The 21,648-nt window shown below is 71.4% G+C and carries 18 protein-coding genes; 9 read left to right on the top strand and 9 right to left on the bottom strand.

The annotated features are described in order from the left end of the window. Positions 1–90 precede the first annotated feature (90 nt). Both AFR_RS27590 and AFR_RS27585 read left to right on the top strand, forming a co-directional pair. On the top strand, positions 91–843 hold the full coding sequence (locus AFR_RS27590; protein ID WP_023560094.1) for a GNAT family N-acetyltransferase: 753 nt from the start codon (positions 91–93) through the stop codon (positions 841–843). A 49-nt stretch (positions 844–892) separates the two neighbouring features. Further along, positions 893–1,510: a maleylpyruvate isomerase family mycothiol-dependent enzyme gene (locus AFR_RS27585; RefSeq protein ID WP_023560093.1), complete on the top strand. Its 618-nt coding sequence runs from the start codon at positions 893–895 to the stop codon at positions 1,508–1,510. A 14-nt stretch (positions 1,511–1,524) separates the two neighbouring features. Here AFR_RS27585 and AFR_RS27580 read toward each other — a convergent pair whose 3' ends face one another. From AFR_RS27580 to AFR_RS27570, 3 genes are read right to left on the bottom strand one after another with little or no spacing between them, the layout of a single operon-like run. Further along, positions 1,525–3,231: a glycerol-3-phosphate dehydrogenase/oxidase gene (locus AFR_RS27580; RefSeq protein ID WP_023560092.1), complete on the bottom strand. Its 1,707-nt coding sequence runs from the start codon at positions 3,229–3,231 to the stop codon at positions 1,525–1,527. Continuing rightward, the gene (glpK, locus tag AFR_RS27575; RefSeq protein WP_023560091.1) at positions 3,224–4,741 is read right to left on the bottom strand and encodes a glycerol kinase GlpK; all 1,518 of its coding nucleotides are present in this window, start codon (positions 4,739–4,741) and stop codon (positions 3,224–3,226) included. Before glpK (AFR_RS27575) ends, AFR_RS27580 begins: the two co-directional genes overlap by 8 nt. Further along, positions 4,734–5,573 carry an MIP/aquaporin family protein gene (locus AFR_RS27570; protein ID WP_041841183.1) on the bottom strand — a complete coding sequence of 280 codons (840 nt, stop codon included), beginning with the start codon at positions 5,571–5,573 and terminating at the stop codon, positions 4,734–4,736. Before AFR_RS27570 ends, glpK (AFR_RS27575) begins: the two co-directional genes overlap by 8 nt. Positions 5,574–5,699: 126 nt before the next feature. Between AFR_RS27570 and AFR_RS27565 the strand changes: the two genes are divergently transcribed. The 3 genes from AFR_RS27565 to AFR_RS27555 all read left to right on the top strand — a co-directional run bounded on the left by AFR_RS27565 (position 5,700) and on the right by AFR_RS27555 (position 10,246). After that, positions 5,700–6,455, top strand: a complete 756-nt coding sequence (locus tag AFR_RS27565; protein WP_041841182.1) for an IclR family transcriptional regulator — start codon at positions 5,700–5,702, stop codon at positions 6,453–6,455. Between the two features lie 18 nt (positions 6,456–6,473). Beyond that, positions 6,474–7,967, top strand: coding sequence for a glycerol kinase GlpK (gene glpK / locus AFR_RS27560; protein WP_023560088.1), 1,494 nt, complete (start codon positions 6,474–6,476; stop codon positions 7,965–7,967). A gap of 104 nt (positions 7,968–8,071) precedes the next feature. Continuing rightward, the gene (locus AFR_RS27555; RefSeq protein ID WP_023560087.1) at positions 8,072–10,246 is read left to right on the top strand and encodes a helix-turn-helix transcriptional regulator; all 2,175 of its coding nucleotides are present in this window, start codon (positions 8,072–8,074) and stop codon (positions 10,244–10,246) included. On the opposite strand, the gene AFR_RS27550 is transcribed toward AFR_RS27555, so the two are convergent. Then, positions 10,243–11,361: a glycerophosphodiester phosphodiesterase gene (locus tag AFR_RS27550; protein ID WP_041842788.1), complete on the bottom strand. Its 1,119-nt coding sequence runs from the start codon at positions 11,359–11,361 to the stop codon at positions 10,243–10,245. The two genes, AFR_RS27555 and AFR_RS27550, sit on opposite strands and share 4 nt — an antisense overlap. 250 nt (positions 11,362–11,611) lie before the next feature. Here AFR_RS27550 and AFR_RS27545 point away from each other — a divergent pair, with 250 nt between their 5' ends. Next, positions 11,612–12,304 carry a DUF6392 family protein gene (locus AFR_RS27545; protein WP_023560085.1) on the top strand — a complete coding sequence of 231 codons (693 nt, stop codon included), beginning with the start codon at positions 11,612–11,614 and terminating at the stop codon, positions 12,302–12,304. Positions 12,305–12,311: 7 nt separating this feature from the next. Here the strand turns inward: AFR_RS27545 and AFR_RS27540 are convergent, their stop codons facing one another. Together AFR_RS27540 and AFR_RS27535 are read right to left on the bottom strand one after the other, a co-directional pair. Then, positions 12,312–13,022 carry a siderophore-interacting protein gene (locus AFR_RS27540; protein ID WP_023560084.1) on the bottom strand — a complete coding sequence of 237 codons (711 nt, stop codon included), beginning with the start codon at positions 13,020–13,022 and terminating at the stop codon, positions 12,312–12,314. Position 13,023: 1 nt separating this feature from the next. Then, complete coding sequence (locus AFR_RS27535) at positions 13,024–14,190, bottom strand: FAD-dependent monooxygenase (RefSeq protein ID WP_023560083.1); 1,167 nt, start codon at positions 14,188–14,190, stop codon at positions 13,024–13,026. A 90-nt stretch (positions 14,191–14,280) separates the two neighbouring features. On the opposite strand from AFR_RS27535, the gene AFR_RS27530 reads away from it, so the two are divergent. After that, positions 14,281–15,018, top strand: a complete 738-nt coding sequence (locus AFR_RS27530; protein WP_023560082.1) for an AraC family transcriptional regulator — start codon at positions 14,281–14,283, stop codon at positions 15,016–15,018. A 16-nt stretch (positions 15,019–15,034) separates the two neighbouring features. Here AFR_RS27530 and AFR_RS27525 read toward each other — a convergent pair whose 3' ends face one another. Further along, positions 15,035–17,971 (bottom strand): glycine--tRNA ligase, encoded by a 2,937-nt coding sequence (locus AFR_RS27525; protein WP_023560081.1) that lies wholly within the window; start codon positions 17,969–17,971, stop codon positions 15,035–15,037. 44 nt (positions 17,972–18,015) lie between these two features. Between AFR_RS27525 and AFR_RS27520 the strand changes: the two genes are divergently transcribed. Then, complete coding sequence (locus AFR_RS27520; RefSeq protein ID WP_023560080.1) at positions 18,016–19,167, top strand: acyl-CoA dehydrogenase family protein; 1,152 nt, start codon at positions 18,016–18,018, stop codon at positions 19,165–19,167. An 8-nt stretch (positions 19,168–19,175) separates the two neighbouring features. Here AFR_RS27520 and AFR_RS27515 read toward each other — a convergent pair whose 3' ends face one another. Beyond that, entirely contained in the window at positions 19,176–20,261 is a 1,086-nt protein-coding gene (locus AFR_RS27515) for an EstA family serine hydrolase (RefSeq protein ID WP_041841180.1), read from the bottom strand. 53 nt (positions 20,262–20,314) lie between these two features. Between AFR_RS27515 and AFR_RS27510 the strand changes: the two genes are divergently transcribed. Next, entirely contained in the window at positions 20,315–20,959 is a 645-nt protein-coding gene (locus tag AFR_RS27510; protein ID WP_023560078.1) for a class I SAM-dependent methyltransferase, read from the top strand. 36 nt (positions 20,960–20,995) lie between these two features. Here the strand turns inward: AFR_RS27510 and AFR_RS44015 are convergent, their stop codons facing one another. After that, positions 20,996–21,556 (bottom strand): hypothetical protein, encoded by a 561-nt coding sequence (locus AFR_RS44015; protein ID WP_023560077.1) that lies wholly within the window; start codon positions 21,554–21,556, stop codon positions 20,996–20,998. Positions 21,557–21,648 lie beyond the last annotated feature (92 nt).

The raw sequence follows: 21,648 nt of genomic DNA, 5'->3' as shown, positions 1-21,648 counted from the left end.
GAATGACGCCTGTGATCTCGGTTCGGCCCTCGGCCATCTGAGCACGTCTCCAGCGTCTTCACTTCTCACCGTCAGAGGTTCGTCTTGATCATGGATGCCCGCATCCAGCAGTCCGTCGTCGCCAACCTGTCGGCCCGTCCCGCACCCGTCGAGGTGGGACCGTTTGTCATCGGGGTCGACCCCGGCACCGACAGCCCTCACATCAACTACGCGACACCCCGGCCCGGCGTACCGATCAGCGCGGCGGACGTGTCCGCCCTGGTCGCCGCCTTCCGGCAGGTGGGCCGCAAACCCCGCCTCGAGTACGTGTCCAGCACCGCACCCGGGCTCGAAGCACTCTTGGGTGCCGCCGGGTTCGCCGTCGAGGCCCGGCACGACTATCTCGTCTGCGTGCCCGGCTCGCTCACCGTGCCGTCCACACCGGACGGGTACGACGTGCGCGAGCCGGTCACCGCCGAGGAGATCGCGGCCCTGATCCGGGCTCAGAACGAGGCCTTCGGCGGCGAGCCGGTGGCCACCGAAGCCGACGTGGCGCGAGTGAAGCGCCTGCAGGCCGCCGGGGGCATCGCGATCGTGGCCGTCGCGTCCGACGGCACCTGCGCCGGAGGCGGCCAGGCCGTTCCGCCCGGCAACAACGTCAGCGAAGTGGCCGGCATCGCCGTCCGCGACCAGCACCGCCGCCGTGGCCTGGCCGGCGCGATCACCGCGGCGGTGGCCGGCGCGTTGTTCCGCGGGGGTGCGGAGATCGCCTGGCTGGAAGCCTCCGGCGAGGACTCCTGGCGCGTCTACGAACGTGTCGGCTTCCGCCCGGCCGGCAAACGCCTCTATCTCGTACTCGACTGACCTGCGGCAAACCGTGAGACCCGGGCGGCCGGCTGGCAGACTGGCGCAGGTGTGGGAGCTGGTACATGCCGAGCGGGCCGCGCTCGCCGGGGACCTGAAGGATCTGCCGGGCGAGCGGTGGCAGACACCGTCGCTGTGTGAGGGGTTGTCGGTGCGTGAGGTCCTGGCGCACCTGACCGCAGCCGCCCGGCTGAACGGCCCGCGCTGGCTGGCGGGGGTGATCCGCTGCCGGTTCGATTTTGACAAGCAGGTCACGATGCGGCTGCGCGAGCAACTCGGCGCCGACGGCACGGAGACGTGGGAGCGTTTCCGTGCCGTCGTCACGAGCACGACCAAGCCGCCGATCCCGGTGCCGGCGATGCTCGGCGAGATGGTCGTGCACGGCGAGGACATCCGCCATCCGCTGGGCATCCGGCGCGACTACCCGGCGGCGACCCTCGCCCAGGTGGCCACCTACTACTCCGGTACCGACATGGTGGTCCTGGCCAAGGGCCGCATCGGTGGCCTGCGGCTGGTGGCCGACGACAGCCCGTTCACGGCGGGCTCGGGAGAGCTCGTCTCCGGCAGCACCCTCGCCCTGATCATGGCCATGACCGGCCGCGCCGGCCACGGCGGCACTCTCACCGGCGCGGGCGCCGAAATGCTGCGTGCCCGCGCCGGTGGCTGAGTGACCGCCCGGAGTCAGGGGGTGCGGAGAGGCACCACCTCGGGGGCGCCGAGGCGGGCCGCGTCGGCCGTCTCGTCGTCCGGTTGTTCCTGCGAGGCGCGTTCGGCCTCGACGCGGAGGCGGTAGTTCCGGACCTCGCGGTCGGTCTGGTCGGGGCTCCAGCCCAGGACGCTACCCATCAGGTCGGCCGCGACATCGGCCGCGGCCAGGCCGCGGTCGAAGGTCTCGATGGAGATCCGGGTACGCCGGGTGAGGACGTCCTCGAGGTGCCGGGCGCCCTCGTGGCTGGCGGCGTACACCAGCTCGGCCCGCAGGTGGTCGTCGGCGCCGTCGACCGGTTTGCCGAGGCCGGGATCGGCCCTGATCAGGTCGAGCAGCTCGTGGATCAGGGACCCGTACCGCCCGAGCAGGTGTTCCACCCGTGCGACGTGCAGGCCGGACTCGTCGGCCAGGACGCGGCGGCGGTTCCACAGCGCCTGGTACCCGTCGGCGCCCAGCAGCGGTACGCGTTCCGTGCACGACCGGGGTACCGAGCGGCCCAGCCCGTGCACCGCCGCGTCGACGGCGTCGCGGGCCATCACCCGGTAGGTCGTGTACTTGCCGCCCGCCACCACGACCAGGCCCGGGGTGGGGCTGCCGACGGTGTGCTCGCGGGACAGCTTCGACGTGGACTCCGACTCGCCGGAGAGCAGCGGGCGCAGGCCGGCGTAGACACCCTGGACGTCGGTGCGGGTCAGCGGGGTGGCGAGCACCTTGTTGACCTGGTCCAGCAGGTAGTCGATGTCGGTGCTGGACGCGGCCGGGTGCGCCTTGTCCAGCGTCCAGTCGGTGTCGGTGGTGCCGACGATCCAGTGCCGGCCCCACGGGATGATGAACAGGACACTGCTCGGGGTGCGGCTGATGATGCCCGTCGCCGACTGGATGCGGTCGCGGGGCACGACCAGGTGGATGCCCTTGGACGCGCGGACGTGGAACTGCCCGCGTTCGCCGACCAGCGCCTGGGTGTCGTCGGTCCACACACCCGTGGCGTTGATGACCTGCTGCGCGCGTACCTCGAAGGTCTTGTCGTGCTCGAGGTCGTGGACCCGGACGCCGGTGACCCGCTCGCCCTCCCGGAGGAATCCCACCACCTCGGCGCGGGACGCGACGTGCGCGCCGTAGGCCGCGGCGGTGCGGGCCAGGAACATCGTGTGCCGGGCGTCGTCGAGCTGGGCGTCGTAGTACTGCAACGCACCGACCAGGGCGTCACGCCGCAGCGCCGGAGCGACCCGCAGCGCGCCGCGCCGGGAGAGGTGCCGGTGCCGCGGCAGGCCGGGCGCCGCCGCGGCCATCGTGTCGTAGAGCAGCACACCGGCGCCGGCGTAGAGGCGTTCCCAGCCGCGGTGCTGCAACGGATAGAGGAAGGGGACCGGGCGGGCCAGGTGCGGCGCGAGCCGGGTCAGGATGAGGCCGCGTTCGCGCAGGGCCTCGCGGACCAGCGCGAAGTCCAGCATCTCCAGGTAGCGCAGGCCGCCGTGGATGAGTTTGCTGGACCGGCTGGACGTGCCCGAGGCGAAGTCGCGCGCCTCGAGCAGGCCGACGGACAGGCCGCGGGTGGCGGCGTCGAGGGCACTGCCCGCGCCCACCACCCCGCCACCCACGACGAGCACGTCGACCTCGTTGCCGGCCAGCGCGGAGAGCGCGGCTTCCCGCGCGGCCGGTGAGAGCGTGGTGTCAGTCAACGTCGACCCAATCGAGAGTGCGTTGCACGGCCTTCTTCCACCGGCCGTACCCGTCTGCCCGCTGTTCGTCGTTCCACTCCGGTTGCCAGCGGCGGGACTCGTTCCAGTTTTCGCGCAGTTCGTCGGTCGACTTCCAGAAACCGACGGCAAGACCGGCGGCGTACGCGGCGCCGAGTGCGGTGGTCTCGGCCACGACGGGCCGGCTCACCGCCACACCCAGGACGTCGGCCTGGATCTGCATGCACAGCTCGTTGACCGTGATGCCGCCGTCGACCTTGAGCACGTCCAGGGTCACGCCGGAGTCCTGCGCCATGGCCTCGACGACGTCGCGGCTCTGGTAGCAGATGGACTCGAGGGTGGCCCGGGCGATGTGCGCGTCGGTGTTGAAGCGGGACAGGCCGACGATCGCGCCGCGGGCGTCGGAACGCCAGTACGGCGCGAACAGCCCCGAGAACGCCGGCACAAAACAGACGCCGCCGCTGTCGGGGACCGACGCCGCCAGGGTCTCGCTCTCGGAGGCGGCGTTGATGATGTGCAACTGGTCGCGCAGCCACTGCACGGCCGAGCCGGTGACGGCGATCGAGCCCTCCAGGGCGTAGACCGGTGCCGCGTCGCCGAACTTGTAACAGACCGTGGTGAGCAGGCCGTTGTTCGAGCGCACCAGCTCCGTACCGGTGTTGAGCAGCATGAAGTTGCCCGTACCGTAGGTGTTCTTGGCCTCGCCCGGCGCGAAGCAGACCTGGCCGAACATCGCCGCCTGCTGGTCACCGAGGTCGCCGGTGAGCGGGACGTCGCCGCCCAGCGGGCCCGGCGCGTGGGCCATGCCGTAGGTGTTCGGGTCCGACGACGGCCGGATCTCCGGGAGCATCTGCCGCGGGATGTTGAAGAACGACAGCAGCTCGTCGTCCCACTCGAGGGTCTCGAGGTTCATCAGCATCGTGCGGCTGGCGTTGGTCACGTCGGTGATGTGGTTGCCGCCGTCGACGCCACCGGTGAGGTGCCAGAGCAGCCAGCTGTCGGTGTTGCCGAAGACCGCTTCACCGCGTTCGGCCGCCTCGCGGACCCCGTCGACGTTCTCCAGGATCCACTGGATCTTGCCGCCGGAGAAGTACGTCGCCGGTGGCAGGCCGGCCTTCTGCCGGATGACGTCACCGCGCCCGTCCCGGTCCAGGGCGGAGGCGATCCGGTCGGTACGCGTGTCCTGCCAGACGATCGCGTTGTAGTAGGGCCGCCCGGTGCGCCTGTTCCACACCACGGTGGTTTCGCGCTGATTGGTGATGCCCAGTGCCGCCAGATCACTGGCCTGCAGGTTCGCCTTCTGCATGGCCGTACGGATGACGGAGACCGTGCGGTCCCAGATCTCGATCGGGTTGTGCTCGACCCAGCCGGCCTGCGGGAGGATCTGCTCGTGCTCGAGCTGGTGGCGGCCGACCTCGTTCCCGCCGTGGTCGAAGATCATGAATCGGGTGCTGGTGGTGCCCTGATCGACGGCACCGACGAAGTCAGCCACGGTTTGCCTCCACGGGTTCGGTTCGCTGGGTGGGGAGCTCACCGGGCTCCTGCGGGGCGTCGGACGGGAGGAACCGCCCGATGAGTCCCTGGTAGAGGCCGGCGCCCACGATCCCGCCGACGATGGGGCCGACGATCGGGATCCAGAAGTACAGATAACCCGTCTGGTCGCGGAACGCGCCACCATATCCGGTGAAGAAGCTGGCGAGCCGCGGGCCGAGGTCACGCGCGGGGTTGATCGCGTAGCCGGCGTTGGTGCCCCAGGCCATGCCGATGCCGACCACGAGCAGGCCGATGATGAACGGCGTCAGGTTGGCGCCCGGGGGAGTGCTCGCGGCGTCGGTGATGGCCAGGATGAGGAACAGCAGGATCGCCGTGCCGATGACCTGGTCGCGCAGGGCGCCCCACTCGCTGACCGGCAATGTCCCGTTTCCCGGCAGGGTGGAGAAGACGCCCTGGGTCTTGATGGTGAGACCGGGGTCGGCCGCGTGCAGGACCTCGGTGTAGTTCCACCGCACGAGCAGCGCGGCGACGAACGCCCCCAGCAGCTGGGCCAGGGAGTAGGGGGCGACCTTGCGCCACTCGAAGCCCTTGAAGACCGCGAGGGCGATGGTGACCGCCGGGTTGAGGTGCGCGCCGCTGATGCGTCCGGCGACGTAGACGCCGAGCATGACGCCGAGGCCCCAGGCCCAGGCGATGCTGTCGTGGTCGCCGATGCCGCCACCCGCGACCTGCGCGACGACGCCGACGCCGAAGAGGATGAGGATCATGGTCCCGGCGAACTCGGCGGCCAGTTCGCCGAGCATTCCCGGGATCTTCAGTCGTGCTGCCATGTGCCCTCCAGGGTCCGATGTGACCCGACGTTAAGGAGGCCTGGAGGGCCCGGCAATGAACGTCGTTCGGCATTGTCGAACGCTCAGCGTGCGCGTGTCGTAACGGATCGGCATAGCATCGGAAACGTGCCCGGAACGGTGCAGTCGATCGAGCGAGCAGCCGCGATCCTTCGGATGCTCGCCGGTGGCACGGGCCGGCTCGGTCTGGGAGAGATCGCGAAATCTCTCGATCTCGCCAAGGGCACGACCCACGGAATCCTGCGTACGCTGCAACATGTCGGCTTCGTCGAACAGGATCGGGTGTCGGGCCGCTATCAGCTCGGCGCGGCACTGCTGCACCTCGGCACCAGCTATCTCGACATCAACGAACTGCGTTCCCGCTCGATCAACTGGGCGGACCCGCTCGCCGCCCGCAGCGGTGAGGCTGTCCGGATCGGCACCGTCCTCGAGGGACGCGTGCTGGTCGTCCACCACGTCTTCCGGCCCGACGACACCTTCCAGACCCTCGACATCGGCACGCTCCTGCCGCTGCACGCCAGCGCGCTCGGCAAGGTTCTGCTCGCGTACCGGTCGGCGCTGCCGCCCGCGGAGCTCGAGCAGTTCACCCGGCGCACCGTCGTGTCGCCCCGCGAGCTGGCCGCGGCCCTGGAACAGGTGCGCCTGGCCGGCTGGGCCGCCGAGATCGAGGAGCTCACCCTCGGCGAGGCGGCGATCGCCGCACCGATCCGCGGGTACGGCGGCCTGGTCGTCGGCGCGATCGGCGTCTCCGGCCTCGTCGAACGGATCTGCGACACCAGGTACCGGCCGCAGCCGCAGCTGGTCGGCTACGTCCGGGACGCCGCCCGCGCGGTCTCCCGGGATCTCGGGGCCGCCCGGCACTGAGGCTCAGGGGGAGGAACCATGACCGAGCGCTACGTGGTCGCCATCGACCAGGGCACCACCTCGACGCGGTGCATCGTCTTCGACCGGCACGGTCAGCTCGTCTCCCTGGCCCAGCAGGAACACAAGCAGTACTTCCCGCGGCCGGGCTGGGTCGAGCACGACGCGGCGGAGATCTGGCGCAACGTCGAACGCCTCGCTCCGCTGGCCCTGAGCCGGGCCGGGATCACCACGGAGCAGGTCGCCGCCGTCGGGATCGCCAACCAGCGCGAGACCACGGTGCTGTGGGACAGGCGTACGGGTGTGCCGGTCGGCCGGGCCATCGTCTGGCAGGACACCCGCACCGACGGCCTGGTCAACGCGCTCGTCGCCGCACCCGGCGCCGACGAGGTGCAGGAGCGGTGCGGGCTGCCGCTGGCCACGTACTTCTCGGGGCCGCGGGTCAGCTGGATGCTCGACCACACCCCCGGCCTGCGGGAACGCGCCGAGAGCGGCGAGGTGCTGTTCGGCACGATGGAGACCTGGCTGATCTGGAACCTCACCGGCGGCCTGCACGTCACCGACGTCACCAACGCCAGCCGCACGATGCTGCTCGACGTGCGCACCCTGCGGTGGTCGCCGGAGGCGTGCGCGTTCTTCGGTGTGCCGATGGCGATGCTGCCCGAGGTCCGCCCGTCGGTCGAGGTCTTCGGCACGGCGACGGCCGCGTTCCCCGGCGTCCGCATCGGGGCGGCGCTCGGCGACCAGCAGGCCGCACTCTTCGGGCAGACCTGCTTCACCCCGGGCGAGGCCAAATGTACGTACGGCACCGGCAGTTTCCTGCTGCTCAACACGGGTACGGAGCTGGTCCGCTCGACCCACGGGCTGCTCAGCACGGTGGCGTACCAGCTGGCCGGTGAGCCCGCGCAGTACGCCCTCGAGGGCTCGATCGCGATCACCGGCTCGCTGGTGCAGTGGTTCCGCGACCAGCTCGAGCTGATCGCCAGCGCGCCGGAGATCGAGACCCTGGCCCGGACGGTCAGCGACAACGGTGGCTGTTACATCGTCCCGGCCTTCTCCGGTCTGTACGCCCCGCACTGGCGCAGCGAGGCCCGCGGTGTGATCGTCGGCCTGACCTCCTACATCACCAAGGGTCATCTGGCCCGGGCGGTCCTGGAGGCGACCGCGTGGCAGACCCGCGAGGTCGTCGACGCGATGAACGCCAACTCCGGCCTGACCCTCAAGACGCTCAAGGTCGACGGCGGGATGACGGCCGACAATCTGCTCATGCAGTTCGTCGCGGACGTGCTCGACGTGCCGGTGGTCCGCCCGCTCGCCAGCGAAACGGTGTCGCTGGGTGCCGCCTACGCCGCCGGCCTGGCGGTCGGCTACTGGTCCGACCTGGAGGATCTGAGCCGCAACTGGCACCGCGCGGCGCAGTGGATGCCCGCGATGGACCCGGCGGTCCGCGACTCGGAGTACGACAACTGGCGCCGCGCGGTCGAGCGCACCTTCGACTGGATCAAACCCGCCTGATCGAGCCGGCGCGCGAAACATTTTTGACACATCGGTGAAATCGCGGGGCTTGCACATCCGGGCATCGTCGGCCGAAACTGGCCCGTATGGTAGTTGCACCACTAGTGCAAGAAGCCCTCGACGACGAGGCCGCCGAAGCACTGCTGGCCGACCGGCTCCCGGGGCTGCCCGGCGAGGTGGCGGTCGCGCTGATCCGGCTCGCGGGCGGTGACCCCGCCGTCCTGCTGGAGATCGCCGGAGCACTCACACCGGAGCAGATCCGCGGCACCGTTCCGCCGCCGTGCACCCTGTCCACGACCAGCGCACTCGGGCGCAGCTGCCGGGCGGTGGTGGCCCGGTTGCCCCGGCGCACCCGCCACGCGCTGCTGCTCGCGGCGGCGGACGCGGACCTCACCCCCGGCGAGCTGCTCGCTGCCGCCGGTGCCGACGACCTCGCCGTGGCCGAGCAGGCCTGCCTGATCACGATCACCGCCGACACCGTCCAGTTCGTCCCGGCGGTGCTGCGTGCGGTGATCTACTACGACGCCCCGCTCGCCGCCCGCCGGGCCGCGCACCGGGAGCTGACCGTCGTGCTCACCGGACGGGGCGAGCGGTTGCGGGGCCTCGTGCACCGTGCCGCCGCCGCGCCCGGTGCCGACGACGGCCTGGCCGCCGAACTCCTCGACGCCGCAGCCGACGGGCCGCCACCGACGGCGACGGCCGCGTACAGGTATGCCGCCGGGCTCTGCACCGAGCCGGACATGGCCGCGGATGCCCTGGTCGCGTCGGCCCGGCAGGCGTGGCTGGCCGGTGAGCGGCACCAGGCCCGGCTGCTGCTGCGCCGGGTCGCCCGCCGCACGGCGTTCCGTGCGCACGCCCGGGCCCGTCACCTGACCGGCGAGATGGACCTGCGGGAGGGCGACCCCGTCGTCGCCCGTGACACGCTGCTCGACGCGGCCGCCCGGCTCGCGACCCACGACGTCCCCGCCGCCCTCGACGCGCTGCTGCTCGCCGGGGAGGCCGTGCACCTGGCAGGGGAGCACGGCCGCTATCCGGAGGTGGCCCGGCAGACCCTTGCGCTGTGCCGCGGCGACGAACCGGTGGCCGTCGCACTGGCCTACCACCAGGTCGCCGGGCTGTCCGGCCTGTACGCCGGAGAGCACGCCGCGGCGTTCGGCCACCTGCGGACCGTCCTGCGGCTCGCCACCCGCGTCGAGGACCCGGCCGCGCTGATCCGCGCCGCCCACGCCGGTGTTTTCGTCGGCGACGGCCCGGGTGCGCGGACGCTCGCCGGCCGCGCGGTGGCCCTGGCCCGCCAGCGCGGTGAGGTCGCCCTGGTCCCGCAGGGGCTGGAGGTGGCCGCCTTCGCCGGGCTGGCGACCGGGCACTACGAGGCCGCCACGACCGCCGCGACCGAGGGTGCCGCCCTGGCCCGCGCCACCGGCCAGCCGGGCCTGGCCGAGAGCCATCTCGGCATACTCGCCGTGCTGGCCGCGCTGGTCGGTGACCGCGACACCTGTGTCCTGCGGGTCCGTGAGGCGGACGCCCACGACAGCGCCGAAGGCCCGGGTCAGGCGCGGGCCCTGTGCGAGTGGGCGCTCGCGCTGCTGGACCTGGTCGAGGGCCGCCCGCAGGCCACCGTGGACCGTCTCGGCACGATCTTTCTGGCGCCTTCCGGCCACGGGAACCTGGTCGTGCAGATCGCCTCGACCCCGCACCTGATCGAGGCGGACTGGCGCTGCGACCCGCGGACGGCCACGCTCGACGGCGCGTTCGAACCGTTCGACCGCTGGGCCGCCGGTACGGGTCAGCCGTCCTGGCTCGCCCTGCGGGCCCGGTGCCGGGCGCTGCGCTCGGCTGACCCGCAGGCGGCCGAGGACCACTTCGAGGAGGCGCTGCGCCAGCACCGGCGGGGCGACGCGGACTTCGCGCGGGCGCACACCGAGCTGCTGTTCGGTCGTGACCTGCGCCGACGGCGGCGCCCGGGTGCCGCCCGCGAGCACCTGCGGCGGGCGGAGGAGACCTTCCGCCTGCTCGACGCCGGGCCGTGGGCCGTGCAGGCGGACGTCGAGCTGCGGGCGGCGGGTGCGGCCGTACCGTCCCGGCCGGTCCCGGCGGCCCCCGGGCTGACCGCTCAGCAGGAGCGGATCGCCCGGCTGGTGGCCGACGGGGCCACCAACCGGGAGGTCGCCGAGCAGCTCTTCCTCAGCCCCCGGACGATCGATCACCACCTGCGCAACGTTTTCGCCCGCATGGGCGTCCGCTCCCGCACCGAGCTGGCGCGCCGGCTCGCGAGTTAGACCTTCGCGAAGACGACGCTGCGGGCCAGGACGCCGATGTCGGGCTGGTCGGTGAACAGCCCGTCGAGCCCGGTCTTGAGGAAGGTGACCTGCTCGTCGATGGCCCGCCCGTACGCGTTGGGGTCCGTCCCGACCCGGTAGTCGACCGGCAGGAACTGGTTCTCGGCCCGGAACGTGTACGGCATGACCTTGATATCGGCCGCGTGGGCGTCGGCGACCAGGCCGGTCGGCGTGCCCAGGGTGCCGTCGGCGTTACGGGGGATGATCTGGTTCTTCTCCGGCCCGATGCCGTCGACGTACCGGGAGAGCTGTCGCAGCCCGGCCGGCGTCAGGTAGTCCGCGTAGGTCTTCGTGTCGTCGAACGGGCTGCCGGCCGCGCTGGTCAGGAACACCATCGGCGCCCGCAGGCGGTACTCGTCGTGCAGCAGCTCGAGGTTCTTCGCCTCGAACGACTGCACGAAGACCTTGGCGTCGGCCCGGTCCAGGCCGTTGCGGCGCAGCGCCCGGACCAGCGGCGTCTCCAGGTCCAGGCCGAGGCGGCGGAAGTAGGTCGGGTGCTTGGTCTCCGGGAAGACGCCGATCTCGCGGTCGAGCTCCCGCGACAGCTTCTTGCGCAGGTCCAGGATCTCCTGGAACGTCGGAACCTGGAACAGTCCGTTGTAGAGGGTGTTGTGCTGGCGCACCTGCGGGATGCGCTCGGTGGCCCGCAGGGTCCTGAGCTCGGCCAGCGTGAAGTCGTGGGTGAACCAGCCGGTCACCGACACGCCGTCGAGCACGACGGTGCGCTTCCGCGCGGCGAACTCCGGCCGCGACGCGACGTCGGTGGTCCCGCCGATCTCCGGCTCGTGCCGCGCCACCAGGACGTGGTCCTTGGTCGAGACCAGGTCCGGCTCCATGAAGTCGGCGCCCATCCGGGCGGCCAGCTCGTACGACGCGAGCGTGTGCTCGGGCCGGTAGCCGGAGGCGCCCCGGTGTCCCACGACGAGCGAGTCCTCGTCGTGCCTTCCGTGCCCCTCGTGCTGCGGTGTCGCGAGGGCGGGCGTCGCCGCCCCGAGCACGGCCGGTACGCCGGCGGCCAGCGCGCCGAAGCGCAGCACCTGTCGGCGATCTGCCACGGTTTCCTCCACGGGATCCGCCGGCGACCGTCGCCGTACCTCCCGAAGCCGAGTTCAGGCGATGCGTCCGACGCCGAGGCGAAGTCGCCGTGGCTCCCCGGCAAACGCCGTCAGAAGGATCATCGGGGAGAGGTGTACCGGTGTGTCCTGTTGGGCACCTGGAGTCCAGGTCATCCCTTGAGGCCGATAAGTGATCGGCTTAGGGTGGTGGTCCGAACGCTCACCGTGAAACGCCGTCGTGGGAGACACCATGGGATTTCTCGAGCGTCGCCCCGACCGGAACACGCAGGTCACACGGCCTGACGACCGGTACGGGTCCAAGCCCCGCCCGCAGACCGGCGGCTCCAACGAGCCCCTCTACGAGGCGCGCCGCTCCAACGGTGACCCGATCGGATTACCTTCCCCGGCACCCGCGCCGGCGCCGGCGCCCGTCACGGCTGCGGCTGTGGTCCCCGCGCAGCCCCTGGCCCGCCCGGTGGGACGCACCGACCTGACGATGCTGCTCGGCCGCACGGTGCTCGAGGCCCGTGTCCAGCAGATCTGCCAGGAGTACGGCCTGATCCCGCGGTCCGGCCCGGCGGTCGGCTCCGGGCTGTCCCGCTCCTACCTGGCCCGCGACGCCGGTGTGGAGCTCGCCGCCGACGCGCACGGCACGGTCACCACGGTGTTCCTCCACTTCAACGGGGACGACGGCTTCACGTCCTACCAGGGCGAGATCCCCGGCGGCGCCGGCAGTGTCGCCCGCCGCTCCCACCTGTGGGCCATGCTGGGCCGCCCCGACGAGCAGGGCGACCCCTACCGTGACCGTTTCCTCGGTGACTACGGCCCGTGGGACCGCTGGATCCTCGCCGGTTTTGCGCTGCACGCGCAGTTCGCCACCGACGGTGAGCTGCTCAGCCGCATCACCCTGACCCTGCCGGACCGCCTGCCCCGGGCCGCCTGAGGACGGCTCAGTCGAGGCCGGTGCGGTTCTCGGCCCAGTACGCCTTGCCCCTGACCTGCCGGGGTTTGTGCTCCCAGCCCCGGCTGTCACGCCGGACCGCGTGCACCGTCGCCGCGTCGCCGGTGACCACCAAGGTGTACGCCGTCCGCGCTGCACCGTCGCGGGCCCGGCGCAGCAACTCGCCACGGTCGGTGGACTTCGCGACGACCGTGACCCGTTCGGTGATGCCCAGCCCGGAGAGCACACCGGTGAGCCCGGCCGGATCCTGCGCCTCGAAGACGGACGTCACGTCGTCGCCGACGGTCCGCAGCGCGCAGGCGAGCGCCACGCTGGACTCGTCGCCGATGAACAGCACCGGGCCGGTGGCCTCGCGCAGGTCGATCGAGCGGCGCGGCCCGAACACCTCACACGTCCGGCCCTCGGCCACCTCCTCGAACCACTGCGCCGCCGGACCGGTCCCGTGCGTGTATGCGATCAGCTCGGTCGTACCGCGGGCGGTGTCCCAGCTGATCGGCGTGTAGGTGCGCAGGCTGAGCGAGCCGCGCCGGGGCCGCATCTGCAGTTTTGCCCCGGGCACCCAGGCCGCCTTCCGGAACGCCTCGGCCGACAGCTCCACCCGGACGAAGGCGGGCGAGAGCCGGCTGCACCCCGTGACCTGCGCATCGTCCAGCATGGCCCCACTGGCCAGGTCGGCCAGTCGTCCGGCAAGTCCGGCCATCTCAGGCTCCCAGCGGCAGATAGTCGTGCAGGGGCAGGTCCTCGACCAGGGTCCCGAAGTCGGTGAAGTCACCGGGCCCGAGGGTGTCCTCGTCGTTGAGCTTCCGCGCGGCCGCCTGGTTGCGCAGCACGTACCCGCGGATCTTGTCCTCGTAGCGGCGGATGCCCGTCGCCGGGTCCTCGGCCGCGGCGGCGATCTCGCCGGCCAGGACGTAGGCGCCGACCATCGCCATGGACGCACCCTGCCCGGTGGTCAGCGACACCGCATAACCGGCATCGCCGACCAGCGCGACCCGCCCTCGCGTCCAGTGCTCCATGATCACCTGGATGCGGGCGTCGAAGTGGAACCCCGAGGCGTCGTGTTTCATGTGCTCGATGATCTGCGGGACCACCCAGCCCAGCCCGGCGGACCGCTCGGCCAGCAGCTGCTTCTGGGCGTCCTCGTCGCGATGGTCGTAGACGACGGGTTCCTTGCTCCCGAAACCCAGGTAGGCCCGGGCGGTGCCGCTGCTGTCCAGACCGATCAGCCCGGCACCGGAGTCGTTCTCACTCAGGTAGAAGGTCTGCCAGTGGTCCAGGCCGAGGAAGTTGGGAATGGTCATGACCGCGACGTAGCCGCCCATGTAGCGCAGGAAGGGCTCCTCGGGACCGAACACCAGCCGCCGGGTGCCCGAGTGCGCACCGTCGGCGCCGATCACCACGTCGAAACGTTCCGGTGCGGCGTGGCGGAAGTCGACGTCGATCCCGTGCTCGTCCTGCCGCAGGCCCGTGATCCGGTCGTCGAAGACGAACCGCACGTCCGGCCCGCACGCCTCGCGGAGGATCTCGACCAGGTCGTCGCGCAGCACCTCGAGGTCCTCGGAGTCCAGGCGGCCACCGGTGAGAGTGCGTTCCGTCGAGCGGTGGATCTCCGTCCCGGAGTCGTCCACCATCGACATGCCCCGCAGCCGGGTCGTCCGGCGGCGGAAGTCCTCCAGAACGCCCGTCCGGCGCGCCACCTCGAGCGCCGGGCCGCGGATGTCCAGGGCCTGTCCGCCCGGGCGCAGACCGGCTGATCGCTCGACGACGGTCACGGCAAAACCGAAACGGTCGAGCCAGCAGGCCGCGGTCAGACCGGCCACGCTCGCCCCGGACACCAGGATCCGGCCCTTGTTCTCGTTGATGATCACTCCGTCGACGCTAGAGCGGCCACCGTGCGCTCGGAGGCCAACCGATACCCCGAAACGGCCAAGGTCGGCGCTCGAGGGCATGATCAGCGAATGAGCCCGGTCCCGTCACTCATCCTGAGCATCGACCGGGGCGAGTCCGGGCCCCGGGACGACTTCGGGACCCATGTCCACCCCGAACCCCTGCTGTTGTGGACCTGGACCGCCACGGTGCTCGTGACCGCCGCGGAACGCGACTGGCTCGTACCGCCCGGGCATGGGCTGTGGGTGCCCGGCGACGTCGAGCACAGCGGAGCGGTGCTGCGCGGGGGCGCCGGATCCGCCCTCGTCTTCGACCCGGCGACCTGCCCGGTCGCCTGGCCGCGGCCCACCGGCGTCTCCGGCGGGCCGTTGGTGCAGGCGCTGATCACGCACCTGTTCGAGACCGATCCGGGCGATCCGGACCGGGTCCACGCCGAGGCGCTGCTGTTCAGCCGGCTCACACCCCTGCCACCGCACGACCTGCACGTCACCCTGCCGGCCGACCCCCGCATCAGGGTCATCGCCGAACGGCTCATTGCCGACCCGGCCGACCCCCGTGACCTCGCGGCCTGGGCCGATCACACCCACGCCGGTCTGCGGACGCTGAGCCGGCTCTTCCAGAACGAGACCGGACTCAGCTTCGCCCGCTGGCGCACCCGGGTCCGGGTGCGCGCCGCCATCCCGCTGCTGGCCGCGGGAGCGACCGTCGACTCGGTGGCCCGGCAGGTCGGCTACCGGAAGACGAGTGCCTTCATCGCCGCCTTCCGCCGCGTCACCGGTCAGACCCCCGGCACCTACCTCCAGGCCTGACCCTGCCGGGCACCGGTCAGAGGCGGAGCTGGGGCCAGTCGAGCAGGTCGGCGCCCAGGTCGCGAATCGTGGCGAGCAGGCCGAGGCGGGCCGCCCGGACCGCCGGATCGTCGGCCATCACGAAGACGTCGTCGAAGAAGGTGTTGATCGGATCGGTGATGCGACCCGCCACCGCGGTGAAGTGCGTGAGATCGGTTGCGGCATCGAGCTCACCGCGCACCGACACCACGGCCTCGTGCAGGGCGACCTCGGCCGGCTCCTTGAGGACGGACGGGTCGTAGGACGCCGCCGTGCCGTCGGGGACGATGCGGCGCGAGCGCTGGATCGCCTCGGCCAGTGCCAGGAACCTCGGGTCCGCGATGAGCCGGCCGAGCTGGGCCAGGAGAAGATCGGCGAACGACGGACGGCCCGCGTGGGGCAGGACCGCGCGGACCCGGTCGACCGGGTGCCCCTCCTCGACCAGGACCTGCTCGAGACGCTTGGCCAGGAACTCGCCGGTGTCGACCAGGACACGACCGGGCACCTCGACCGGCTGCAGCGCCGCCGCCGCGGCCAGGGCGTCGGTGAGGCTGATGCCGGACAGGGCCGGGTGGGCGCGGTGGACGGCGAGCAGGCCCAGCACCGCGCGGCGCAGGGCGAACGGGTCGCTGCTGCCGGTGGGCAGGCCGACCGTCGCGGCCAGACCGGTGACCAGGTCGAGGCGGTCCGCCAGGGACAGCAGCGCGCCCGGCAGCGACACCGGGAGGTCGTCGCCGGTCTGGCGGGGAAGCTCGGCCTCGTAGACGGCCTGCGCCACCTCCCGGGTCTCGCCCGCATGGAGGGCGTAGTCGCGGGCCATGACACCGGCCAGGCTGGTCATCTCGGTCACCAGCTGGGAGCCGAGGTCGAACTTGACCAGCTGGGCGGCGCGTTCCAGGGTCGGCGACGGGCCGTCGGCCAGCGCGCCGGCCAGGGCGGCGATGCGGCCGGCCCGGTCGGCCATCGAGCCCAGCTTGTCGGTGAACGTGAGCCGGGACAGCTTGTCGCGCATCGCGGCCAGCGGCAGCTGCCGGTCGGCGCGGTAGAAGAACGCCGCGTCCTCGTAGCGGGCCCGCAGGACCGCCTCGTTGCCGGCGCGGACCAGCTCGACGTCGACCAGGCCGTTGGCGACCGTCACGAACATCGGCAGCAGCGCACCGTCGGCGTCGCGGACCGGCAGGTACCGCTGGTGCTTGCGCATCACCGTGGTCAGCACCGCCGAGGGCAGCTCGAGATAACGCTCGTCGAAGGTGCCGAGCAGCGGCGTGGGCTGCTCGACCAGGTAGGTGATCTGGTCGATCAGCGCGCTCTCGCCCGCGACGTCGATCTTGCCGGAGTCCCACACCAGGTCCTGGGCGCCGGTGACGATCAGCTCGCGGCGGTCGTCGGCGTCGGCGACGATGCCGTTGATCGCCAGCGTCTCCATGAACGACTCCGCGGAGGCCACACTCACCCGGGGCTGCGCGGCGGTGCGCAGCACGCGGGTCTCACGCCCGGCGAGCAGCGCGGACACGGCCACCGGCACGATCTCGTCACCCCACAGGGCGACGAGCCAGCGGACGGGACGGGTGAACGCCAGCTCGGGATCGTTCCAGCGCATGTTCTTGGCCGAGCGCAGGCTGCCGGCGACCTTCGCGAGCACGTCACCCAGGACGGCCGGTGCGGCGCGTCCCGCCTCGTGCTTCTCCACCACCAGGTGGGCCACGCCGTTGACCTCGGCCGTCTGCAACGACTCGACCGAGACACCCTGGGAACGCGCAAAGCCCGCGATCGCCTTCTCCGGCGCCGTGGTCTTGGGGCCCTTGACCGTACGCACGTGGTCTTCCTCGCGCGCGGCGACCGCGTCGACAACGGCGATCAGGCGACGCGGTGTGGCGTGCACGCGGATGTCGCCGTGCGCGAGGCGCGTCCCGGCGAGGCGCTCGGTGAGCTCGCGCTGCACCTGCGTACGGGCGGTGCGGGCCTCGCTCGGCGGCATCTCCTCGGTGCCGATCTCGAAGACCAGGGTGCGCGGGGCCGTGCCCTCCACGACGGTCTCGAAGGCGGCCGCGGCGGGCAGCGGCTCGACCACGCCGAGCGGGTGCCCCAGCTCGTCGCGGCGGGCGACCCAGAGACGGGCAACGTCACCGGCGAGGCGGCGCATCCGGCCGAACTCGGCGGCCCGGTCGGCGGTCGAGACGGCACCGCGGGAGTCGAGGACGTTGAACGCCTGCGAGCACTTCAGCACGTACGAGTGGGCCGGCACCGGGAGGCCCTCGTCGATCATGCGCTGGGCCTCGGCGGCGTAGAGCTCGAGCAGCCGGCGGTTGGTGGCCACGTCGGCGTCGTCGAGGTAGTACCGGGACATCTCGTACTCGGCCTGGCCGAAGACCTCGCCGTAGCTGACACCCTTGGCGTACTCGATGTCCTTGAAGTGGGTCACGCCCTGCAGGGCCATGATGATGCGCTCGATGCCGTAGGTGATCTCCACCGAGGGCGGCTCGAGGTTGAGACCGCCGGCCTGCTGGAAGTAGGTGAACTGGGTGATCTCCAGGCCGTCGAGCCAGACCTCCCAGCCCAGGCCCCAGGCGCCGAGCGCGGGGGAGGCCCAGTTGTCCTCGACGAAGCGGACGTCGTGCGCGGCGACGTCGATGCCGAGGGCGGTGAGGCTGCCGAGGTAGAGCTCCTGCGGGTTGCCCGGGTCCGGCTTGAGGATGACCTGCAGCTGGGTGTGGGTCTGGAGGCGGTTCGGGTTCTCGCCGTACCGGGAGTCGTCGGGCCGCACGGAGGGCTCCACGTAGACGACCCGCCACGGCTCCGGACCGAGGATGCGCAGGAACGTGGCCGGGTTCCAGGTCCCGGCGCCGACCTCGGTGTTCATCGGCTGGACGACCAGGCACCCCTGATCCGTCCAGTACGCGGTGAGCCGGGCGAGAGCATCCTGCATGGTGAGCATGGCGTCACAGTCTAGTGACGGCGTCACCTGGGTATACGACCCCCATGTCGGAGCTGCTGGTGGGAGATCTGTACCGGTTCCAGGACCTGCTGAACGCCGAGGAGGCCGCCGTCGTCGAACGGGTCCGCGCCTGGCTGGCCGCCGAGGTGACGCCGATCGCGAACGATCACTGGTCGCGGGCCGAGTTCCCGTACCCGCTGATCAAGGGCTATCACGACCTGGGCATCGCGGGCCGCGAGCAGTCCAACCTGCTCTCCGGCTGGCTGGCCCTGGAGATGGCCCACGCGGACGCGTCGATGGCGACATTCTACGGCGTGCACTCGGGCCTGGCCATGGGCAGCATCACCACCTGCGGTTCGCCGGAGCAGCAGGAGCGCTGGCTGCCGGCCATGACGTCCTTCGACCAGATCGGCGCGTTCGCCCTGACCGAGCCCACCGGCGGCTCGGACGTCGCGGCCGGTCTCCGCACGACGGCCCGGCGCGACGGTGACCGGTGGATCCTGAACGGCGAGAAGCGGTGGATCGGCAACGCGACGTTCGCCGACCTGATCGTCGTCTGGGCCCGCGATCTCGAGGACAACCAGGTCAAGGGTTTTGTCGTCGGCAAGGACAACCCGGGCTTCCGCGCCACCAAGATCGAGAACAAGATCGCCCTGCGCATCGTCCAGAACGCCGACATCGTCCTGACCGACTGTGTCGTCGACGAGGCCGACCGCCTCCAGAACGCCAACACCTTCAAGGACACGGCCAAGATCCTGCGGCAGACCCGCAGCGGTGTGGCCTGGGAAGCGGTCGGGGTCATGCTCGCCGCCTACGAGATCGCCCTCGCGTACGCCAAGGAGCGCGAGCAGTTCGGTCGTCCCATCGCGAAGTTCCAGCTGGTCCAGGACCTGCTCGTGCGGATGCTCGGCAACGTGACCGGGTCACTGGGCATGGTGGTCCGCCTGGCCCAGCTGCAGGACGCGGGCGAGTTCAAGGACGAGCACTCGGCGCTGGCCAAGGCGTACACGACGACCCGCATGCGCGAGGTGGTCGGCTGGGCCCGCGAGCTGCTGGCCGGCAACGGCATCGTGCTGGACTACAACATCGGCCGCTTCGTCGCCGACGCCGAGGCCCTGTACTCCTACGAGGGCACCCGCGAGATCAACACGATGATCGTGGGCCGCGCGGTGACCGGCCAGAGCGCCTTCGTCTGAGCCGCCGGCTAACTCCAGAACTCCATCGCCAGCTCCAGGGCCCGGAAGTCGCCCGTCGTGCCGCCGATCATGCGATTCGGGGTGTAGGCGATCGACGTCCGGGCGTCCAGGTCGACGATGGCCAGCGAGCCGCCGTAACCGCCCCAGAAGATCGTGTTGTCGTTGGGCATGAGGCCCGCGCCGAGGGCAAAACCGAGACCCCAGCGCATTGTCGTGCCCAGCACCAGATCAACACCGGAGACCTGCTCCTCCAGTGCCCGGCGGCAACCCTCCTCGGACAGGAACCGGTGGCCCTGCGACACACCGCCGTTCGCCAGGATCGCGTGGATGCCGGCCACCGCCCGGGCATTGCCGATGCCGTTACCCGCAGGGATCTCCGCGGCCTGCCATTCCCGCGTACGCGTCAGTAAAGGGTCGAGATCGGGATTGTCCGCGACCACTTTCCAGAGCTCCGCGGTGCCCGGCGGCGGCCCGTCGGCAGGCGGGATCAGATCGGCGACCCGCGACCCCTCGGACGCCGGCAGCCCGATGTGGAAGTCCGCACCCAGCGGCCCGGCGATCTCCTCGCGGAACAGAGTGCCCAGCGTCCGCCCGGTGATCCGCCGGAGCACCTCACCGATGAGATAGCCCTGGGTCACCACGTGATATCCCGACGCGGTGCCCGGCTTCCAGTACGGCTCCTGCGCGGCCAGCAGCGCCGTCACTTTCTCCCAGTCGTACAGGTCGTCGCTGGTCACGGGCTCACGCCACCCGCACAGCCCGGACGAGTGACTCATCACCTGAGCGACCGTCACCTCCGCCTTGCCGGCCGCGGCGAACTCCGGCCAGTACCGGGCGACCGGCGCGGCGAAGTCCAGCTCCCCACGATCGGCGACCAGCAGCGCGGTCAGCGCCGCCATCGTCTTGGTCGTCGAGTAGACACCGACGATCGTGTCCGCCACCCACGGCCGGGTCCGGGCCTCGTCCGCGAAGCCCCCGTGGAGGTCGATCACCACCTCGTCGTCGACGGTGACGCAGAACGCCGCGCCCAGATCGGTGCCGTCGGCGAGATTCCGGTCGAACACTTCCCGTACCCGCGCGAAAGGCTCCGTCATCGCCCCACCCTGGCGACCGCCGCCCACCCCGTCCACCGATTTACGCTGCCTCGATGGACACCTACTCCAAGATCGCGCGGGCGTACGACGAGCAGGTGCGCGGCGAGCTGGCGCACAAGCCGCTCGATCGGGCCCTGCTGACAGCGTTCCTCGAGCTGGCCGGACACGGCACGGTGGCGGATGTCGGTTGCGGCCCCGGGCACGTCACGCGCTTCCTGGCCGACCGGCACCCCGGCGTCATCGGCGTCGACCTGTCACCGGGAATGATCGCGATCGCCCGGGAGCGGGTGCCGGACTCGACCTTCAGCGTCGGCTCCATGCTGTCGCTGCCCGCCGCCGACAGCTCGTGGGCCGGCGCCGTGGCGCTCTACTCGATCATCCACCTGACGCCGGCCGAACGGGCCGTCGCGTTCGGGGAGTTCGCCCGGGTGCTCAAGCCGGGCGGGCCGCTGCTGCTCTCGTTCCACGTCGACAGCGCCGAGGTGGCGGCGGGGGAGAGCACCCACCTGACCGAATGGTTCGGATCCGAGGTCGACGTGGACGTCCACTTCCTCGACCCCGTGGTGATCACCCGCGAACTCACCGCCGCCGGCCTCGCGGTGCAAGCAACCCTGATCCGAAAGCCGATCGCCGGCGCCGAGTTCCCCAGCCGCCGCGCCTACCTGACCGCGTGCCGTGAACCCGCCTCCGAGTTCTGACCGGACGCGCTGGTCGACCGGCTGCGGGTAGCCGGTTCAGGGGTGGTCGTAGGGGTTTCCGGCCACGGAGGCCTCTACTTCGTCCCAGATCTTCTTGCGGCCGATCAGGTCGATCAGTACCGCGCCGGGTGTGCCCAGGTAGCGCTCGATTCTGATGGCCTTGACCAGGCACTCCACCGTCTCGTCGTGGAAAGCGAACACGTAGTGGGTGAGGCGGTCGTGCCAGCCGGGCTGGTGGTTGGAGTGGACCGAGTTGATCTGCTCGGCCTCGGTGATCCAGCTGGAGTTGAGCACCCGGTAGTTGCCCATCCAGGTCAGGCCCTTGTCGGCCAGGGGGTGCCCGCGGAGCGCCTCCTCGTTCGGGCCGCCGATCTTGATGGCGTGGACGCCGTAGAGCTGGATGACGCCGAGCAGGTCCGCGTGTTCGTCGTCGGCGTCGAGGATGCGGAGGCTGGGGTCGGTCAGGTCCGGCGTGGGTTCCTGGGTGTGGACGACGATCGAGGCGCGGTTGCGGTAGCTGAGCACCTGCGGATCCGGGGCCCCGGTGCTCCAGTCGAGGCCGAGGTCGTACTTGTGGGCAGTTTCCTCGCTGGTCATGGCGCCGGAGCTTAGGGACCGGCCACCGCGCAGACCAGGCGATACCGGCGGAAGAGCTGGCGGAATCGCTGTACAGCACCGTGGCCGGGGTG

It is taken from the genome of Amorphoplanes friuliensis DSM 7358, assembly GCF_000494755.1.
GTDB classification, from domain to species: Bacteria; Actinomycetota; Actinomycetes; order Mycobacteriales; family Micromonosporaceae; genus Actinoplanes; species Actinoplanes friuliensis.
Note: the sequence above shows the minus strand (reverse complement) of the source record. Positions and strands in the feature narration are given on the sequence as shown.

What these genes read in the sequence shown, in the direction of transcription:
- AFR_RS27590 (WP_023560094.1), top strand. Translation starts at nt 91, where the DNA reads ATGGATGCCCGCATCCAGCAGTCCGTCGTCGCCAACCTGTCGGCCCGT.
- AFR_RS27570 (WP_041841183.1), bottom strand. Translation starts at nt 5,573, where the DNA reads ATGGCAGCACGACTGAAGATCCCGGGAATGCTCGGCGAACTGGCCGCC.
- glpK (WP_023560088.1), top strand. Translation starts at nt 6,474, where the DNA reads ATGACCGAGCGCTACGTGGTCGCCATCGACCAGGGCACCACCTCGACG.
- AFR_RS27545 (WP_023560085.1), top strand. Translation starts at nt 11,612, where the DNA reads ATGGGATTTCTCGAGCGTCGCCCCGACCGGAACACGCAGGTCACACGG.
- AFR_RS27540 (WP_023560084.1), bottom strand. Translation starts at nt 13,022, where the DNA reads ATGGCCGGACTTGCCGGACGACTGGCCGACCTGGCCAGTGGGGCCATG.
- AFR_RS27530 (WP_023560082.1), top strand. Translation starts at nt 14,281, where the DNA reads ATGAGCCCGGTCCCGTCACTCATCCTGAGCATCGACCGGGGCGAGTCC.
- AFR_RS27525 (WP_023560081.1), bottom strand. Translation starts at nt 17,971, where the DNA reads ATGCTCACCATGCAGGATGCTCTCGCCCGGCTCACCGCGTACTGGACG.
- AFR_RS27520 (WP_023560080.1), top strand. Translation starts at nt 18,016, where the DNA reads ATGTCGGAGCTGCTGGTGGGAGATCTGTACCGGTTCCAGGACCTGCTG.
- AFR_RS27515 (WP_041841180.1), bottom strand. Translation starts at nt 20,261, where the DNA reads ATGACGGAGCCTTTCGCGCGGGTACGGGAAGTGTTCGACCGGAATCTC.
- AFR_RS27510 (WP_023560078.1), top strand. Translation starts at nt 20,315, where the DNA reads ATGGACACCTACTCCAAGATCGCGCGGGCGTACGACGAGCAGGTGCGC.
- AFR_RS44015 (WP_023560077.1), bottom strand. Translation starts at nt 21,556, where the DNA reads ATGACCAGCGAGGAAACTGCCCACAAGTACGACCTCGGCCTCGACTGG.